Origin of the sequence: Achromobacter xylosoxidans (genome assembly GCF_002192695.1) — a bacterium.
GTDB lineage: Bacteria > Pseudomonadota > Gammaproteobacteria > Burkholderiales > Burkholderiaceae_B > Achromobacter > Achromobacter xylosoxidans_C.
The window spans coordinates 43,715-59,626 of the sequence record NZ_MTLG01000125.1; the positions used below are offsets into that span (position 1 = coordinate 43,715).

The 15,912-nt window shown below is 63.9% G+C and carries 17 protein-coding genes; 12 read left to right on the top strand and 5 right to left on the bottom strand.

Features of this window, described 5'->3' with window-relative positions; all coding sequences use genetic code 11:
* Nucleotides 1-18 precede the first annotated feature (18 nt).
* The 9 genes from BRO63_RS31900 to BRO63_RS31940 all read left to right on the top strand — a co-directional run bounded on the left by BRO63_RS31900 (nucleotide 19) and on the right by BRO63_RS31940 (nucleotide 8,473).
* Nucleotides 19-1,218, top strand: coding sequence for a M20 aminoacylase family protein (locus BRO63_RS31900; RefSeq protein WP_088143539.1), 1,200 nt, complete (start codon nucleotides 19-21; stop codon nucleotides 1,216-1,218).
* Between the two features lie 357 nt (nucleotides 1,219-1,575).
* Entirely contained in the window at nucleotides 1,576-1,971 is a 396-nt protein-coding gene (locus BRO63_RS31905; protein ID WP_088143540.1) for a RidA family protein, read from the top strand.
* 5 nt (nucleotides 1,972-1,976) lie between these two features.
* Nucleotides 1,977-2,828, top strand: coding sequence for a fumarylacetoacetate hydrolase family protein (locus BRO63_RS31910; RefSeq protein WP_088143541.1), 852 nt, complete (start codon nucleotides 1,977-1,979; stop codon nucleotides 2,826-2,828).
* Nucleotides 2,829-2,873: 45 nt separating this feature from the next.
* Nucleotides 2,874-3,830, top strand: coding sequence for a Bug family tripartite tricarboxylate transporter substrate binding protein (locus BRO63_RS31915; protein ID WP_179215270.1), 957 nt, complete (start codon nucleotides 2,874-2,876; stop codon nucleotides 3,828-3,830).
* An 83-nt stretch (nucleotides 3,831-3,913) separates the two neighbouring features.
* Nucleotides 3,914-4,588 (top strand): GntR family transcriptional regulator, encoded by a 675-nt coding sequence (locus tag BRO63_RS31920; RefSeq protein ID WP_088143543.1) that lies wholly within the window; start codon nucleotides 3,914-3,916, stop codon nucleotides 4,586-4,588.
* A gap of 146 nt (nucleotides 4,589-4,734) precedes the next feature.
* Nucleotides 4,735-5,640: a TauD/TfdA dioxygenase family protein gene (locus BRO63_RS31925; RefSeq protein ID WP_088143544.1), complete on the top strand. Its 906-nt coding sequence runs from the start codon at nucleotides 4,735-4,737 to the stop codon at nucleotides 5,638-5,640.
* Between the two features lie 52 nt (nucleotides 5,641-5,692).
* Nucleotides 5,693-6,736 carry an ABC transporter substrate-binding protein gene (locus BRO63_RS31930; RefSeq protein ID WP_088143545.1) on the top strand — a complete coding sequence of 348 codons (1,044 nt, stop codon included), beginning with the start codon at nucleotides 5,693-5,695 and terminating at the stop codon, nucleotides 6,734-6,736.
* 1 nt (nucleotide 6,737) lies between these two features.
* A complete protein-coding gene (locus BRO63_RS31935) occupies nucleotides 6,738-7,583 on the top strand; it encodes an ABC transporter ATP-binding protein (RefSeq protein ID WP_088143546.1) in 846 nt (281 codons plus the stop codon).
* A gap of 11 nt (nucleotides 7,584-7,594) precedes the next feature.
* Complete coding sequence (locus BRO63_RS31940) at nucleotides 7,595-8,473, top strand: ABC transporter permease (RefSeq protein ID WP_088143547.1); 879 nt, start codon at nucleotides 7,595-7,597, stop codon at nucleotides 8,471-8,473.
* An 80-nt stretch (nucleotides 8,474-8,553) separates the two neighbouring features.
* Here BRO63_RS31940 and BRO63_RS31945 read toward each other — a convergent pair whose 3' ends face one another.
* From BRO63_RS31945 to rpmH, 5 genes are all read right to left on the bottom strand, one after another.
* A complete protein-coding gene (locus tag BRO63_RS31945) occupies nucleotides 8,554-10,002 on the bottom strand; it encodes a catalase (protein WP_088143548.1) in 1,449 nt (482 codons plus the stop codon).
* Nucleotides 10,003-10,257: 255 nt separating this feature from the next.
* The gene (yidC, locus tag BRO63_RS31950; protein ID WP_088143549.1) at nucleotides 10,258-11,934 is read right to left on the bottom strand and encodes a membrane protein insertase YidC; all 1,677 of its coding nucleotides are present in this window, start codon (nucleotides 11,932-11,934) and stop codon (nucleotides 10,258-10,260) included.
* A 48-nt stretch (nucleotides 11,935-11,982) separates the two neighbouring features.
* A complete protein-coding gene (gene yidD, locus BRO63_RS31955; RefSeq protein WP_013397082.1) occupies nucleotides 11,983-12,255 on the bottom strand; it encodes a membrane protein insertion efficiency factor YidD in 273 nt (90 codons plus the stop codon).
* Nucleotides 12,252-12,623: a ribonuclease P protein component gene (locus BRO63_RS31960; RefSeq protein WP_088143550.1), complete on the bottom strand. Its 372-nt coding sequence runs from the start codon at nucleotides 12,621-12,623 to the stop codon at nucleotides 12,252-12,254. The genes yidD and BRO63_RS31960 overlap by 4 nt, the downstream gene beginning before the upstream one ends.
* Before the next feature lie 111 nt (nucleotides 12,624-12,734).
* Complete coding sequence (gene rpmH, locus BRO63_RS31965) at nucleotides 12,735-12,869, bottom strand: 50S ribosomal protein L34 (RefSeq protein WP_003816025.1); 135 nt, start codon at nucleotides 12,867-12,869, stop codon at nucleotides 12,735-12,737.
* Between rpmH and BRO63_RS34610 the strand changes: the two genes are divergently transcribed.
* The 3 genes from BRO63_RS34610 (at nucleotide 12,868) to dnaN (ending at nucleotide 15,840) form a co-directional block, all read left to right on the top strand.
* Nucleotides 12,868-12,990: a hypothetical protein gene (locus BRO63_RS34610; RefSeq protein WP_256943448.1), complete on the top strand. Its 123-nt coding sequence runs from the start codon at nucleotides 12,868-12,870 to the stop codon at nucleotides 12,988-12,990. The genes rpmH and BRO63_RS34610 overlap by 2 nt on opposite strands.
* 274 nt (nucleotides 12,991-13,264) lie before the next feature.
* Nucleotides 13,265-14,728: a chromosomal replication initiator protein DnaA gene (gene dnaA, locus BRO63_RS31970; protein ID WP_088143551.1), complete on the top strand. Its 1,464-nt coding sequence runs from the start codon at nucleotides 13,265-13,267 to the stop codon at nucleotides 14,726-14,728.
* 2 nt (nucleotides 14,729-14,730) lie between these two features.
* Nucleotides 14,731-15,840, top strand: coding sequence for a DNA polymerase III subunit beta (dnaN, locus tag BRO63_RS31975; RefSeq protein WP_173144748.1), 1,110 nt, complete (start codon nucleotides 14,731-14,733; stop codon nucleotides 15,838-15,840).
* The last annotated feature ends 72 nt before the right edge of the window (nucleotides 15,841-15,912 follow it).

A 15,912-nucleotide genomic window follows, 5' to 3' on the forward strand; every position in this document is an offset into this window, starting at 1 on the left:
TACGCCTTATCCACAGCCATGAAAACCATAGACGAAATCGAACGCGCCCACGGCGACCTCACCGCATTGCGACGGGATATCCACGCGCATCCGGAACTCGCCTTCCAGGAAACGCGCACGTCCGCGCTGGTGGCGGAGCGCTTGCGCGGCTGGGGCCTGGAAGTCCACACCGGGCTGGGGAAAACCGGTGTGGTGGGCATATTGCGCGGCGGCAGCGGCAAGAAGACCATCGGCCTGCGCGCCGACATGGACGCGCTGCCCATGCCCGAGCACAACCGCTTTGCGCACAAGTCCACCATCAGCGGACGCATGCACGGCTGTGGCCACGACGGACACACCACGATGCTGCTGGGGGCGGCGCAGTACTTGTCCACACATCGCGATTTCGACGGCACGGTGGTGTTCATCTTTCAGCCGGCCGAGGAAGGCGGCAACGCCGGCGCGCGCGCCATGATGCAGGACGGCCTGTTCGAGAAATTCCCCTGCGATGCGGTGTTCGGTATCCACAACATGCCCGGCATGCCGGTCAACCAGTTCGGCTTCCGCGCGGGACCGACCATGGCGTCCAGCAACCGCTGGGACATCGTCATCAAGGGCGTGGGCGGCCATGCGGCGCAGCCGCATGCATCAGTGGACCCCATCATCGTCGCGGCCGACATGGTGCATGCCCTGCAGACGGTGATCTCGCGCAGCAAGAATCCGCTGGACCAGGCCGTGCTGTCGATCACGCAGATCCACGCGGGCGACGCCTACAACGTGATCCCTGGCGAAGCCGTGCTGCGCGGCACTGTGCGCACTTATTCGGTGGAGACCCTGGACAAGATCGAGGCCGACATGCGCCGCATCGCCACCACCCTGCCGCAGGTCTACGGCGGCACCGGCGAACTGGATTTCGTGCGCGCCTATCCCCCGCTGGTGAACTGGGAAAAGGAAACCGCTTTCGCCGCCCAGGTCGCCGAAGACGCGTTCGGCGCCGAAAATGTGCAGCGCGAGATGCCGCCCTTCATGGGCGCGGAGGACTTCTCGTTCTTCCTGGAAGCGGTGCCGGGAACCTATCTGTTCCTGGGCAATGGCGACGGCGACCACCGCATGGAGACCTATCACGGCATGGGCCCATGCCAGCTGCACAACCCGAATTACGACTTCAACGACGCCTTGCTGCCGGTAGGCGCAACTTATTGGGTGAAACTGGTGCAGGCGTTTTTACCGAAGTCCTGAAATACGCAAGTCATTGATTTAAAAGGCGCGGGCGCTCAGTAGCCCGCGCCTTTTTTCATGACGGGGTCTGGTTGTGCACAGGCTATCCACCTGCTATTCACCGCCTATCCACCGGGATATCCCCCGGCAATCCACCGTTTTTCCCTGGCTTGCCACCAGGCTTATCCCAAAACTTATCCACAGGTTTCGCCGGGGCAATTTGCCGGTGCAGCGCTCTCGTTCCCAGGGTAAATGCGTATGCCTGCGAGGCCGGCTCGGCCTTGACTCGTTCGGGTCTGCCGCCTAGCATTGATATAACTGTGAAATATCACTGTTATTTTAATTGGCAGTTCCACCCTACCCTGAACAGGAAATCCCATGGTCCAGAAAGTCCGCATCACCAGCCCCCACGTCGCCGAAGCCGAGCCCGGCCTGTGGTCCAACTGCCTGCGCGTGAAAGACTCGGTCTATCTGTCGGGGCTGACCGCCCGCGCCAACGACGGCAGCACCATCCAGGGCGCGAATGCCTATGAACAGGCCCAGGTCATTTTTGCGAAGATGAAGCATCTGCTGGAAGCCGCGGGCGGCCAGATCGATGACATGGTCACGATGACGATCTTCCTGACCAACATGGCGGACAACCAGCAAGTATGGAAGGCGCGCCGTGAATTCTTCAGCGGCGATTTTCCTGCCTGCGCGCTGGTGCAAGTATCCGCCTTGGCCAAGCCCGAGATCCTGGTGGAAATCCAGGGCCAGGCCCGTCTTGCGGACTGACACCCATGAAAATCGTTCGCTATGCCAGCGAATCCGGCCCGGTCCTGGGCCGGCTGGACGGCCAGGCCATCACGCCCTTTCAGGGCGTGGCCGACGTGCAGACGCTATTGAGCCAGGTCGCGCAGGCCAGCGGCGCGGCCGTGCCGCTGGATTCGGTGCGCTTGCTTGCCCCCATCGTGCCGCAGCGCAATGTGTTCTGCGTGGGCTGGAACTACCTGAAGCACTACGACGAAAGCAAGGGCAAGCGCGAAGGGCAGGAGGTCGAGCTGCCCGAACGCCCCACTTTCTTCAGCAAGCTGCCCACCACCGTCGTCGGGCCGCAAGACAGCGTCCCGCTGCATGAAGCCTACACGTCCAAGCTGGACTGGGAAGTCGAGCTGGCCGTGGTGATCGGCAAACAAGGACGCGATATTGCTGAGGAGGATGCCCTGGGCCACGTGTTCGGCTACACGGTGGCTAATGACCTCAGCGCGCGTGATCTGCAGCGCGCGCATGGCGCGCAGTGGTTCAAGGGCAAGAGCCTGGACGCGACCTGCCCGATGGGGCCGGTACTGGTGACAGCGGACGAGATCGGCGATCCGCAGAATCTCGCCCTGGGCTGCGAGGTCAATGGCACGCGCATGCAGGCAGGCCATACCCGCAACCAGATCTTCAGCGTGGCCCGTGTGATTGCGGAACTATCGCAGGGACTGACTTTGCTGCCCGGCGACGTCATCCTGACCGGTACGCCCGAAGGGATAGGAGCGGCCCGCCAGCCTCCCGTTTTCCTGCGCGATGGCGACATCGTGGAGTGTTGGGTGGACGGGATAGGTTCACTGCGCAACGTTGTACGCGCAGGCCTGCGCTACGCGGAATAAGCCGCCAGGCGTGCGGCACCAATGACAAATCAAGGGGTAAACATCATGAAGAAAACCGTATTGGCCGCCGCGCTGGCGCTGGCCAGCATGAACGCCGCCGCCGACACGTTCCCGTCGCAGCCCATGACGCTGATCGTGCCGTATACCGCGGGCGGCTCCTCGGACGCGTTGGCGCGGGCGCTGGGCAAGGCCATTGCGAAGAACACGGGCGCCAACATCATCGTCGAGAACCGTCCGGGCGGCAGTACCGTGATCGGCGCGCAGACCTTGCTGGGCAAGCCGGCAGACGGCAACACGGTGCTGCTGATCGCGGCCAGCTTCGTCATCAATCCCTATCTGTTGAACCAGCTGCCCTATGACAGCGTGAAGGACTTCCAGCCGGTCACGCAGTTGGCGTCCAACCCGCATGTGCTGGTGGTCGGGCCCAAGGTGCCGGCAGGCGATCTCAACGCGTTCCTGGCCTGGGCCAAGAGCCAGGGCGACAAGGCGACCTTCTCTTCGTTCGGCAATGGCTCATCAGGCCACCTGGGCTTCGAGATGCTGAAGAAGCAGGCCGGCTTGGGCATGATGCATGTGCCGTACAAGGGCGCGGCGCCGGCCACCATGGCGGTGCTGAGCGGCGAAGTGGACGCGACGTTGGGGGATGTGGGCGTGGTCGCGCCGCATGTCCAGGCGGGCAAGCTGCGCGCCCTGGCGGTGGCGGGAAGCGTCCGTACGCCGGCGTTGCCTGATGTGCCGACCTTTGCCGAGGCCGGTCTGCCGGGCTTCGAATCGCAAACCTGGATGGGGCTGCTGACGCGTACAGGCGTGCCCGCAGATCGCGTGCAGCGCTTGAACCAGATGTACTCGGAGGCACTGCAGGATGCGGACGTGCGTCAGATCCTGGCGCAGCAGGGCATGGTGGCCGCAGCCTCCACGCCAAATGCGTTCGCGGCGTTCATGAAGGCTGAATCCGCCAAATACGGGCAGGCCATCAAGGACGGCAACGTGCGCCTCGACTGAGGAAACGCTGGCCCGCCCGCACCGGTCGCTATAATCGCAGCGGTCTGCGCCGTTTGCGGCGCGTGGTCAGCAACCATCACCGCATGCCCAAAAACCCTACCCCCAAGCGACAGCAGGAAGACAGCGCGCCGGCGGCCTCGCTCGGCGAACAGGCGTATATCGCGATCAAGCGCATGATCCTCACGCAGGAGCTGCGCGCCGGGGACCAGATCAATGTCGCGCAACTGAGCGAACAGCTGTCGCTGGGCCGCAGCCCCATCCATCTGGCCATACACCGGTTGGACCGCGAGGGTCTGGTGGACATCCTGCCGCGCAAGGGCATCCTGGTCAAAGCGGAAACCATAGACAGCTTCCTGGAGCTGATCGCCGCGCGTCTGCTGGTTGAACCGCATCTGACCGGCCTGGCTGTGGACAATGCCACGCCGGCGCTGCTGGAGCGTTTGCAAGCGCTGGTGGCGGCAGGTTGGGAATGCCATGAACGCCAGGATCGCCTGGGCAGCATGGAGATCGACCGCAGGTTCCACCAGACGCTGTACCAAGCCGCGCGCAATGACATCCTGGCGGAGTTCGCCGGCAGTCTGCTGGACCGTTCCATGCGCCTGTGGTTCCGCCCGCCCGCAGGCAAGGCCGAAAAGCCCAATGTGGCCGAACTGGAAGACCTGTACAACATGGTCGAGCGCGGCGATAAAAAGGCCGCGGTGCGCAAGATGGAGCAGCACATCGGCTCCGTGCGCGGCAAGTTCCTCTCGCGCGAATAAGCTTATTGCCGCAACGCGATGGCGCGCCATATGACGCGCAGGCTTGAACAAAGGCCGAATAATTCGTTTGCGTAGGGGTTGCGCGTTTTCATAATGGATCGTTCCTGAGCCGGCCTGGCCGGCGGCATTCGCGCAAGGAGCGATCCATGTCCCAGAGCAACGCGCTGCGCCGGTCCGAGGCGTATGCCGAACCCGCGGCGCAAGCCTTTACGATCCGCCCGCTGGCAGCCGTGACCGGCGCCGAAATCATTGGCATCGACCTGTCGCGCGAGCTGGCCCCGGCCGATTTCGCCCAGGTGCATCGCGCGCATCTGGACCATCACCTGCTGGTGTTCCGCGATCAGCGCATCACGCCGCAGCAGCACATCGATTTCAGCCGCCGCTTCGGCCGACTGATGATCCACGTGCTGCATCAATTCCATCTGCCCGGGCATCCCGAGATCCTCATCGTTTCCAACATCGTTGAAGATGGCAAGCCGATAGGGCTGGGCGATGCCGGCAAGTATTGGCATTCGGATATCTCGTACAAGGAACTGCCCAGCCTGGGTTCGCTGCTGCACGCGCAGGAGCTGCCTGAGCAAGGCGGCGACACGCTGTTCGCCGACATGCATGTGGCGTACGACACCCTGCCTGCCGCCTTGCGCGACGCCATCGAAGGCCAGCGCGCCGTGCATTCCTATCTGGCCAAGTATGGCCAGTTGCAGAAGGAAGGCGCATGGCGCCCCAATCTCAGCGCGCAACAGGTGGCCCAAGTGCAGGAAGTGGTGCATCCGGTAGTGCGTACGCATCCGGAAACGGGCCGTCGCGCGCTGTTCGTGAGCGAAGGCTTCACCACGCGCATCGAGGGCCTGCCCGAAGACGAGAGCCGCCAGATCCTGGACGAGCTGTTCGCCCACAGCATCCGGCCCGAACACATCTACCGCCACCAGTGGCAGCCGCATGATCTGGTGTTCTGGGACAACCGTTCGTTGATCCACCTGGCCGGCGGCACGCCGGACCACCTGCGCCGCAAGCTGTACCGCACCGCGATCGAAGGCGACGTGCCGTTCTGACGTCCAGCCCCTCCGAAATTTCGCGCAAAACCATTTATCCACAGGGTCCGCCATGGGTTTTTCCTCCGCTGTTCGAGATCGTTTGGTCCAGACCGCCACCGGCGCGGGCCTGGCGTTGATACTTGCCGTGCTGGCGCTGGCTGCGCCCACGCCGGCCATGGCGGAGGGCCGCATCCGCATCGCCGAGCAATACGGCATCGTGTACCTGCTGCTGAACGTGGCGCGCGATCAGCAACTGATCGAAAAGCATGGCAAGGCCGATGGTGTGGATATCTCGGTCGAGTGGGCCAAGCTGTCGGGCGGCTCGGCCGTGAACGATGCGTTGCTGTCCGGGGCTGTGGATATCGCGGGGGCGGGCGTGGGACCGCTGCTGACGATCTGGGACCGCACGCGCGGCAAGCAGAACGTGAAGGGCGTGGCCTCGCTGGGCAACTTTCCCTATTACCTGGTCAGCAACAACCCCAACGTAAAGACGATCGCGGATTTCACCGACAAGGACCGCATCGCGGTGCCGGCGGTGGGCGTGTCGGTGCAATCGCGCGTGCTGCAGCTGGCGTCGGCCAAACTGTGGGGCGACGCGCAGTTCAACAAACTGGACAGGATTTCCGTCGCCCTGCCGCATCCGGACGCGGCCGCGGCCATCATCGCGGGCGGCACGGAAATCACGGGGCATTTCGGCAATCCGCCCTTCCAGGAGCAGGAGCTGGCCGAGAATCCCCGGGCGCGCATCGTGCTCAATTCCTATGATGTGTTGGGCGGACCCAGTTCGTCCACGGTGCTGTTCGCCACCGAGAAATTCCGCAAGGAAAATCCCAAGACCTACAAGGCGTTCCAGGCCGCGCTGAAGGAAGCAGCGCAGTTCGCCGCCGCCAATCCGGAAAAGGCCGCGGATACCTATCTGCGCGTCACCGGCGCCAAGCTGGACCGCGATTTCCTGATCAAGGTGATCAAGAACCCCGACGTGCAATTCAAGCTGGAGCCGCAGAACACCTATGCGCTGGCCGAGTTCATGCACAAGGTCGGCGCGATCAAGAATGCCCCGGCCAGCTGGCGTGACTACTTCTTCGACGATCCCGTCACGGCGCAAGGCAGCTGAGATGGGATTGAGCGCCGCGACCCCTGTGGATAACGCCGAAAAGGCCGCGCCTTTGCTGGCTGTGGATAAGGTGTCCATCGAATACAAGACGCGCGAACGGCGCGTGCGTGCCACGCATCAGGTCAGTTTCGACGTGCATGGCGCGGAGCGCTTCATCCTGCTGGGCGCATCGGGTTGCGGCAAGTCCACGCTGCTCAAGGCGATCGCGGGTTTCATCGAACCGACCGAAGGCCGCATCGCCGTCGATGGCAAAGCCGTGCGCGGCCCGGGGCCCGACCGCATCGTGGTGTTCCAGGAATTCGACCAGCTGCCGCCGTGGAAAACGCTGCGTCAGAACGTGGCGTTTCCGCTGGTGGCCTCGCGCAAGCTGAGCCGGCGCGAGGCCGATGAGCGCGCCATGCACTATCTGGACAAGGTGGGGCTGTCGGCGTTTGCCGATGCCTATCCGCACACCTTGTCCGGCGGCATGAAGCAGCGCGTGGCCATCGCGCGCGCCCTGGCCATGCAGCCGCGCGTATTGCTGATGGACGAACCGTTCGCGGCGCTGGACGCGCTGACGCGGCGGCGCATGCAGGAAGAGCTGCTGGCGCTGTGGGAAGAGGTGCGCTTCACTTTGCTGTTCGTCACCCATTCGATCGAAGAGGCATTGGTGCTGGGCAGCCGCGTGCTGCTGCTGTCGCCGCATCCGGGGCGCGTGCGCGCGGAGCTGAACGCCCATGCCTTCGGGCTGCACAGCCAGGGCTCGGCGGCGTTCCAGTCGGCCGCCAGGCGCGTTCATGACCTGCTGTTCGATGTGGCGCCGGCGGAACAACCCGCTGAACTTGCCGCAGAACGCGTTGCCGCCTGAAGGACAAACGCATGACTACTGCCCATGCGGGCTTGGTGCCCATCCGACCCGAAGTGGAGTACGAGCTGCCGCCCCTGCCACCGCAAGCGGCCGAAGCTCCCCTGCCCTGGCATGAACGCCTGTGGCAGCACGCCAGCCTGCGCAAGCTGGCGATCCTGGCGCTGCTGGCCGCGATCTGGGAGCTGGCGGCGCGCTATACCGATAACGACCTGCTGCTGCCTAGCGCGTCGCAGACGGCGGTGGCCTTCGTGCAGGGCATGGCCGGCGGCGAGCTGTTGGCGCGCGCCGGACAGTCGCTGCGCGTGCTGGCGCAGGGCTATGCGGCCGGCGTGGCGTTGGCCTTCGTGCTGACCACGCTGGCGGTGTCGACGCGCTTCGGGCGCGATCTGCTGTCCACTCTCACGGCCATGTTCAATCCCCTGCCCGCGATCGCGTTGCTGCCGCTGGCGTTGCTGTGGTTCGGCCTGGGCGAAGGCAGTCTGGTGTTCGTGCTGATCCATTCGGTGCTGTGGGCATTGGCGCTGAACACGTATGCCGGCTTTCTCGGGGTGTCCGAGACCCTGCGCATGGCGGGCCGCAATTACGGACTGACGGGTCTGCGCTACGTGCTGCAGATCCTGGTGCCCGCGGCCTTGCCGGCCATCCTGGCCGGGCTGCGGATAGGCTGGGCGTTTGCCTGGCGCACACTGATCGCGGCGGAACTGGTGTTCGGCGCGTCCAGCGGCAAGGGCGGCCTGGGCTGGTACATCTTCCAGAATCGCAACGAGTTATACACAGACCGCGTGTTCGCCGGGCTGGCGGCGGTGGTGATCATCGGCCTGCTTGTGGAAAACCTGGTGTTCGACACCGTGGAGCGCTTCACGGTCAGACGCTGGGGCATGCAGCGCTGACTGCCCGCCTCGCCGCGCGGCGTTGCAACCATAAAAAAGGCGGCCCATCTGGGCCGCCTTGTACATGGGCGCGTCGCGCTCTACAGCTTCAATCCCAGCGCCTTGGCCACGCCGGCGGCGTAGGCGGGATCGGCCTTGCGGAAGTGTTCCAGCTGGCGGCGCTGGATCTCTTCCGGCACGCCGGCCATGTGGCGGCCGATGTTGCCGAACAGCTGTTCCTGCTGCGCGGGCGTCATCAGGCGGAACAAGGCGCCCGGCTGCGAGTAGTAGTCACCGTCCACGCGATGGTTCCAGCGCGCCGCGGCCTGGCCGTCCAGCGCCAGCGGCGGTTCGCCTGCCGACGGGGTTTCCTGCCATTCGCCCGCGCTGTTGGGCTCGTAGTTCAGCGTGGCGCCCGCATTGCCGTCGACGCGGCCCGCGCCGTCGCGGTGGAAGCTGTGGAACGGGCAGCGCGGCGCGTTCACCGGGATCTGGTGGTGGTTGATGCCCAGGCGGTAGCGGTGCGTGTCGCCATAGGAGAACAGGCGGCCCTGCAACATCTTGTCCGGCGAAAAGTCGATGCCGGGCACGACGTTGGCAGGCGTGAAGGCGGCCTGCTCCACTTCGGCGAAGTAGTTCTCGGGGTTCTTGTTCAGTTCCAACACGCCGACTTCGATCAGCGGATAGTCGCCATGCGGCCAGACCTTGGTGAGGTCGAAGGGGTTGATGTGGTACGTCGCGGCCTCGGCCTCGGGCATGATCTGCACCTTCAGCGTCCACTTCGGGAAATTGCCCTGCTCAATATTGTTGAACAGGTCGCGCTGCGAGCTTTCGCGGTCATGGGCGACCACTTGGGCGGCTTCCTCGTCGGTCATACAGGCAATGCCCTGCTGTGACTTGAAGTGGAACTTCACGTAGAAGCGCTCGCCGTCCTTGTTGACGAAGCTGAACGTATGCGAACCGAAGCCATGCTGCTGGCGCAGGTTGGCGGGAATGCCGCGGTCGCTCATCAGGGTCGTGACCTGGTGCAGCGATTCCGGGTTGAGCGACCAGAAGTCCCAAGCGGCGGTGGCATTGCGTAGGTTGGTCTTGGGGTCGCGCTTCTGGGTGTGGATGAAGTCCGGGAACTTCAGCGGATCACGGATGAAAAAGACGGGCGTGTTGTTGCCGACCAGGTCCCAGTTGCCTTCCTCGGTGTAGAACTTGATGGCGAACCCGCGCACGTCGCGCTCGGCGTCCGCCGCGCCGCGCTCGCCCGCCACGGTGGAGAAACGCAGGAACAACGGGGTCTGCTTGCCGACTTGGGAAAAGATCTTGGCGCGGGTGTAGCGCGAAATGTCGTGCGTGACGGTGAAGGTGCCGTAGGCGCCCGAGCCTTTGGCGTGCACCACGCGTTCGGGGATGCGCTCGCGGTCGAAATGGGCGAGCTTTTCCATCAGCCAGAAGTCTTGCAACAGCGCCGGGCCGCGCGGACCTGCGGTCATCGTGTTGTTGTTATCGGGTACCGGCGCGCCTGCGGCGGTGGTCAGATGCGTCTTCTTGTCGGTCATAGCACACTCCCTATGAAATGCCTGGAATGCGGGGCCGCTGCGGGCCCGCGCCGTGTCTGGGACAGCCCCGGCATTGCCGGCCTGAGGCTATCTCCGACACATCATAGGGGGCTTGTCTTACGGTGTGAAGTTGATTGATCTATAAATCTTGATAAAGAATAACTATCAAGAGAATCGCGGATCGGCATGAGGAGACACATCGCGGGCGAAAAAAAACCGGTCCGCCTGGGACCGGTTTCTTGTGTAAGAGGAGGCCTAGCGGTTGGCCGCCGCTTCCGTCTTGCGCTGCATGGCGCGGGTGATGGACCACTGCTGCGCGATCGACAAGGTGTTGTTGACGCACCAGTAGAGCACCAAGCCGGCCGGGAAGAAGAACATCATCCCGCCGAACACCAGCGGCATGATCATCATGACCTTGGCCTGGATGGGATCCGGAGGCGTCGGGTTCAGTTTGATCTGCAGGAACATGGTGGCCATCATGATGGCGGGCAGAATGAAGAACGGGTCGCGGATCGACAGGTCGTGCACCCACAGGATCCAGGGCGCGCCGCGCATTTCCACGCTGGCCAGTAGTACCCAGTACAGCGAGATGAACACCGGGATCTGCACCACCATCGGCAAGCAGCCGCCCAGCGGGTTGATCTTCTCGGTGCGGTACATCTCCATCATGGCCGCGTTGAGCTTCTGCTTGTCGTCGCCGTACTTTTCCTTCAGGGCCTGCAGGCGCGGAGCCACCTGCTTCATGCGGGCCATGGAGCGGTAGCTGGCGGCGGCCAGGGGGTAGAACACGGCCTTGATCAGCACGGTCAGCGCCACGATCGTCCAGCCCCAGTTGCCCAGGATGGAATGCAGCCAGGTCATCAGCTTGAACAGGGGCTTGGCGATGATGGTCAGCCAGCCGTAGTCGACCACCAGTTCCAGGCCGGGGGCCAGGGCCGCCATGGCCTTCTGGTCCTGCGGACCGACCCACAGGTGCGAATCGACGCGCGTGGCGGCGCCGGGGGCGATCTCACCCACGGCTTCGATGCTGCGGGCGGCGTACAGGTTCTTCTGCACTTCCAGCAGTTCGTTGGTGCGCGGCTTGCCCTGCGGGGGCACCCAGGCGGTGGCGAAATAGTGCTGGACCACGGCGATCCAGCCGTTGTCCGACTGCTTGATGTAGTTGGCCTTCTTCTTTTCGATGTCGCTGAAGGTGATCTTCTGGAACTTGTCTTGTTCCGAGTAGACGGCGAAACCGGTGAAGGTGTGATAGAAGCTGGACGTGTCGGCCGGATCGTTGCCGTCGCGTTCGAGCTGCAGGTACAGGGCGGGCGACACGGGGGCGGCGCCGACGTTGGCCAGGTCGTGGCGCACGTCGACGTCATAGCGGCCGCGGTGCAGCGTGAACGTCTTGGTGACCTTGACGCCGCCGGATTCGCCTTCGAAGGCGACCACCAGGTTGTCGCCGGTCAGCTGGCGCTCCGAGGACACGATGCGGAAAGGCGTCTGGTGCGTGGGGAAGCTCTGGCCGTTGGGCGCGCCCACCACGCCGGTCTGCACCACGTAGTTCAGGCCGGCGGCGCGGTCCAGCAGCACCGTGGGCTTGTCGGGCTGGCCGGTGGCCGGGTACTTCAGCAGCTCGGCGCGCACCAGTTGGGCGCCCATGGTGTCGAACGTCAGGCGCAGCACGTCGGTCGTGATGACGACTTCTTCGGAGCGCGCGGCAACAGGCGCCGCGGCGCCGGGTACGGCGGACGCGGCGGCGGTCGTGGGGACCGGCGCGCTGGGCACCGAAGGCGTCGCGTTGTTCGCGGCGGCCTGCGGCTCGCTCGTGGTGGCGGCCGGCGTGGGGCCGAACAGCGACGGCTTGCCGTTATGGATCTGCCAGTTGTTCCATAGGAGCAACAGCGAGAAGGAAAAAATCATCCAGAGGACGGTGCGTCGGATATCCATGGTGCCTACTGAAGTGAATACGGGCCAGCAAAGCCCGCCAGTTTAGCGTCAATCGTGCTCGGTGCGGTGGCTGTGGGAACAGCACGAGGGGCCATTGGTTCCCTTGGCCGGTGGAACCGGGTCCAATCCGCCCGGCGACCAAGGGTGGCAGCGGCCGATGCGCCGGACCGCCAGCCAGAAGCCGCGCCAGGCGCCATGGCGTTCGATCGCTTCGATCGCATACGCCGAGCAGGTGGGAGTAAAGCGGCACTGCCTGCCAATCCAAGGGCTCAGGAAAAACCTATAGAACCGGATCGGGGCAATGAGTAGAGCCTTGATCATCGCGCGATCCGCTCAAAGTGAGCGTCCACTTCGGCTCTAGCCAGGCGTTTAAGCGCGGTGAGCGTGGTGGGCGCGACCTTGCTATGCAGGCGCACGACGTAATCTTTTGCCGGCAGCCCCAGGCGCCGATGGCGGAACGCTTCGCGGATGACCCGCTTGATGGCGTTGCGCGTACTGGCGTGGGCGGCGAATCGCTTGGCGATCACCAGGCCCAGGCGGGCACAGGCATCCTGGCCAGGGGGCAGATCATTGGGAGCGGCGCTCACAATGAAAAACGCCCCTCGGGCAAGACGCCGGCCTTTGAGGGTGGCGGCAAACTCGGAGGGGCGATGCAGCCGCGCCTCCGGGGGAAGCGTGGAGCGCGGCATGGACTGCGGGTCAGGCGTTTGCGCGGAACCGGAACAAGATTGCGAGAGGTCTTGCAATATGGCTGGTCCGTGCAAATAGTCAGGTTTCCGGATAAACCGGAAAACCAGGACTTAGACGGCCAGACGCTTGCGGCCCTTGGCGCGGCGAGCGTTCAGGATGGCGCGGCCAGCGCGGGTTTTCATGCGCACGCGGAAACCATGGGTGCGCTTGCGACGGGTAACGGAAGGTTGGTAGGTACGTTTCATGGACGATCCACAAAAAGAACAAAAGTCAGAAGGGACCTGCCCGGAAGGGTTCCAGATCGCGCATTCAGGAAGCGGGTATCTACTGGGCATTTTTGCAACAGGTGCAAAAAACAACTCGTAGACGGGGCTCTGACCGGGGAAACCCCGGGCGACCTATAGAAGCTAAAACCAGGCATTTGTGTAGGCGCAGGCATCGTTAGACACCTCCGGCAGCAAAGCGCGGCTAAGCTCTCTGTGGAACCTTCTGACAGACAGAATTCGGAAAAGCCCACCATTTCAGCAAGTTTTCCCTGTCTTGTCAAACAGTTATGCCTGTGCCGTGCGGACGCTTATGCCCTACCCTGTGGATAACCCCAGCCCAGGCAAGGTAGAATCGAGGTTTGAATAAGAGCGACATGAAAGAATTCTGGCAGACCTGCGTCAGTCGTCTTGAGCAGGAACTCCCCCCCCAACAAATCAGCGCGTGGATACGACCGCTGGTCCCGCTTGCGTACGACGAAACGCAGGCGGTGCTGCGCGTGGCCGCGCCCAACCGCTTCAAGCTGGATTGGGTGCGCAAGAACTTTTCCCACCAGATCGAAGCGTTGGCCGCGGAGTGGTTCGAGCGTCCGGTACAGGTACTGTTTGAGTTGCCTTCCCAAGGCGCCGCGCCGCGCATGCCGGTCGCGCCCGTGCGCGCTCAGCAACCCGCGCAAACGTACCCGTCCGGCGGTTCCCCTTCAGGTGGCGCGCCGCCGCCTGGGCCCGCGGTGGCGCCCGCCCCTCCCGCTCCTGCGCCCGCGACGACGGCGGCTGCGCAAGCGGTGAACGCGGATGCGGCAAACATCGTGTACGAGCGCTCGCGCTTGAACACCGACCTGACGTTCGAGAACTTCGTGACGGGTAAGGCGAACCAGCTGGCGCGCGCCGCCGCGCTGCAGGTGGCCGAGAACCCGGGCACGTCCTACAACCCGCTGTTCCTGTACGGCGGCGTGGGCCTGGGCAAGACCCACCTGATCCACGCCATCGGCAATGCGATGGTGGCGGCGGGCACGGGGGTGCGGGTGCGCTATGTGCATGCCGACCAGTACGTGTCCGACGTGGTGAAGGCGTACCAGCGCAAGGCGTTCGACGATTTCAAGCGCTACTACCACTCGCTCGACCTGTTGCTGATCGACGATATCCAGTTCTTCTCCGGCAAGAACCGCACGCAGGAAGAATTCTTCTATGCGTTCGAAGCGATGGTGGCCCAGCGCAAGCAGATCATCATCACCAGCGACACGTACCCGAAGGAGCTGTCGGGCATCGACAGCCGCCTGATCTCGCGCTTTGACTCCGGCCTGACGGTGGCGATCGAGCCGCCGGAACTGGAAATGCGCGTGGCGATCCTGCTGCGCAAGGCGGAATCCGAAGGCGTGCCCATGCCCGAGGAAGTGGCGTTCTTCATCGCCAAGCATCTGCGCAGCAACGTCCGCGAGCTGGAAGGCGCGCTGCGCAAGGTCCTGGCCTACGCCCGCTTCCATGGCCGCGACGTGCTGACGGTGGATGTCTGCAAGGAAGCCCTGAAGGACCTGCTGTCGGTGTCCAACGGCCAGATCACCGTGGAGAACATCCAGAAGACGGTGGCGGATTTCTACAAGATCAAAGTGGCCGACATGTACTCGAAACGCCGGCCCGCCAATATCGCTTTGCCGCGCCAGGTCGCGATGTACCTGGCGAAGGAGCTGACTCAGAAAAGTCTGCCGGAAATCGGCGATCTGTTCGGTGGCCGTGATCACACCACCGTGCTGCATGCCGTACGCAAGATTTCCGACCTTCGCGCCAAGCAAGCGGAGCTCAACCATACCCTGCACGTGTTGGAACAAACTCTAAAAGGATGAACATGCAACTCGTACAAACCACACGCGATGCATTGCTGAAACCGCTATCGACTGTGGCGGGCATCGTCGAAAGACGCCATACCCTGCCCATTCTGGCGAACATCCTGATGCGCAAGGAAGGCAACAAGGTTGCTTTCATTGCGACCGACCTGGAAGTACAGATCACCACCCATGCCGACTTCGGCGTGGGCCAGGACAACGAATCCACCACGGTCGCGGCGCGCAAGCTGCTGGACATCCTGAAGGCCCTGCCGGACACCGGCGACGTGCGCCTGGCCCTGGCCAGCAACAAGCTGTCGGTACAGTCGGCCAAGAGCCGCTTCGCGTTGCAGACGCTGGCCGCCAGCGAGTTCCCCACCGTGGCTCAGCCCGAGCAGTGGGACGTATCGCTGACCATGCCACAACGCACGTTGCGCCACCTGTTCAACATGGTGCACTTCGCCATGGCGCAACAGGACATCCGCTACTACCTGAACGGCATGCTGCTGGTGTTCGAACCGGGCCGCGTGCGCGCCGTCGCCACCGACGGCCACCGCCTGGCGCATTGCTCGACGGAAGCCGACGGCATCAGCGAACGCCATGAAGTGATCGTGCCGCGCAAGACCGTGCTGGAAATGCAGCGCCTGCTGGAAGACTCCGACGAGCCGGTTTCCATTGACGTGGCGCCGGGCCAGATCCGTTTCCGCTTCGGCGACGTGGAACTCGTCTCCAAGCTGGTGGAAGGCAAGTTCCCGGACTTCACGCGCGTGATCCCGACCAACTACACGCGCCATTTCCTGGTCGGCCGCGAAGCGCTCCAGGGCAGCCTGCAGCGCGCCGCCATCCTGACCACCGACAAGTTCAAGGGTGTGCGCCTGCAACTGGCGCAGAACCAGATGAAGATCTCGTCCTCCAACGCCGAGCAGGAAGAGGCGCAGGAAGAAATCGACATCGACTACGGCCACGAAGCGCTGGACGTGGGCTTTAACGTCGGCTACCTGCTCGACGTGCTGGCCAACGTCAAGGTCGAGAACATCCAGTGGTCGGTCATGCCCGATGCCAACGCGTCGGCGCTCATCACCCTGCCCGAAGACGACCAGTTCAAGTACGTCGTCATGCCCATGCGGATTTGATCCGCGCCCCTATCGTGGGTTTGTGCCGCTTGCGGGCCTGAGGGCCCGTGGGTGGTCCGGCCGCCAGGCCGT

What these genes read in the sequence shown, in the direction of transcription:
- yidC (WP_088143549.1), bottom strand. Translation starts at nt 11,934, where the DNA reads ATGGATATCCGACGCACCGTCCTCTGGATGATTTTTTCCTTCTCGCTG.
- BRO63_RS31925 (WP_088143544.1), top strand. Translation starts at nt 4,735, where the DNA reads ATGTCCCAGAGCAACGCGCTGCGCCGGTCCGAGGCGTATGCCGAACCC.
- BRO63_RS34610 (WP_256943448.1), top strand. Translation starts at nt 12,868, where the DNA reads ATGGACGATCCACAAAAAGAACAAAAGTCAGAAGGGACCTGCCCGGAA.
- rpmH (WP_003816025.1), bottom strand. Translation starts at nt 12,869, where the DNA reads ATGAAACGTACCTACCAACCTTCCGTTACCCGTCGCAAGCGCACCCAT.
- BRO63_RS31910 (WP_088143541.1), top strand. Translation starts at nt 1,977, where the DNA reads ATGAAAATCGTTCGCTATGCCAGCGAATCCGGCCCGGTCCTGGGCCGG.
- BRO63_RS31930 (WP_088143545.1), top strand. Translation starts at nt 5,693, where the DNA reads ATGGGTTTTTCCTCCGCTGTTCGAGATCGTTTGGTCCAGACCGCCACC.
- BRO63_RS31905 (WP_088143540.1), top strand. Translation starts at nt 1,576, where the DNA reads ATGGTCCAGAAAGTCCGCATCACCAGCCCCCACGTCGCCGAAGCCGAG.
- dnaA (WP_088143551.1), top strand. Translation starts at nt 13,265, where the DNA reads ATGAAAGAATTCTGGCAGACCTGCGTCAGTCGTCTTGAGCAGGAACTC.
- BRO63_RS31900 (WP_088143539.1), top strand. Translation starts at nt 19, where the DNA reads ATGAAAACCATAGACGAAATCGAACGCGCCCACGGCGACCTCACCGCA.
- BRO63_RS31915 (WP_179215270.1), top strand. Translation starts at nt 2,874, where the DNA reads ATGAAGAAAACCGTATTGGCCGCCGCGCTGGCGCTGGCCAGCATGAAC.
- yidD (WP_013397082.1), bottom strand. Translation starts at nt 12,255, where the DNA reads ATGATCAAGGCTCTACTCATTGCCCCGATCCGGTTCTATAGGTTTTTC.
- BRO63_RS31945 (WP_088143548.1), bottom strand. Translation starts at nt 10,002, where the DNA reads ATGACCGACAAGAAGACGCATCTGACCACCGCCGCAGGCGCGCCGGTA.
- dnaN (WP_173144748.1), top strand. Translation starts at nt 14,731, where the DNA reads ATGCAACTCGTACAAACCACACGCGATGCATTGCTGAAACCGCTATCG.
- BRO63_RS31940 (WP_088143547.1), top strand. Translation starts at nt 7,595, where the DNA reads ATGACTACTGCCCATGCGGGCTTGGTGCCCATCCGACCCGAAGTGGAG.
- BRO63_RS31920 (WP_088143543.1), top strand. Translation starts at nt 3,914, where the DNA reads ATGCCCAAAAACCCTACCCCCAAGCGACAGCAGGAAGACAGCGCGCCG.
- BRO63_RS31960 (WP_088143550.1), bottom strand. Translation starts at nt 12,623, where the DNA reads ATGCCGCGCTCCACGCTTCCCCCGGAGGCGCGGCTGCATCGCCCCTCC.
- BRO63_RS31935 (WP_088143546.1), top strand. Translation starts at nt 6,738, where the DNA reads ATGGGATTGAGCGCCGCGACCCCTGTGGATAACGCCGAAAAGGCCGCG.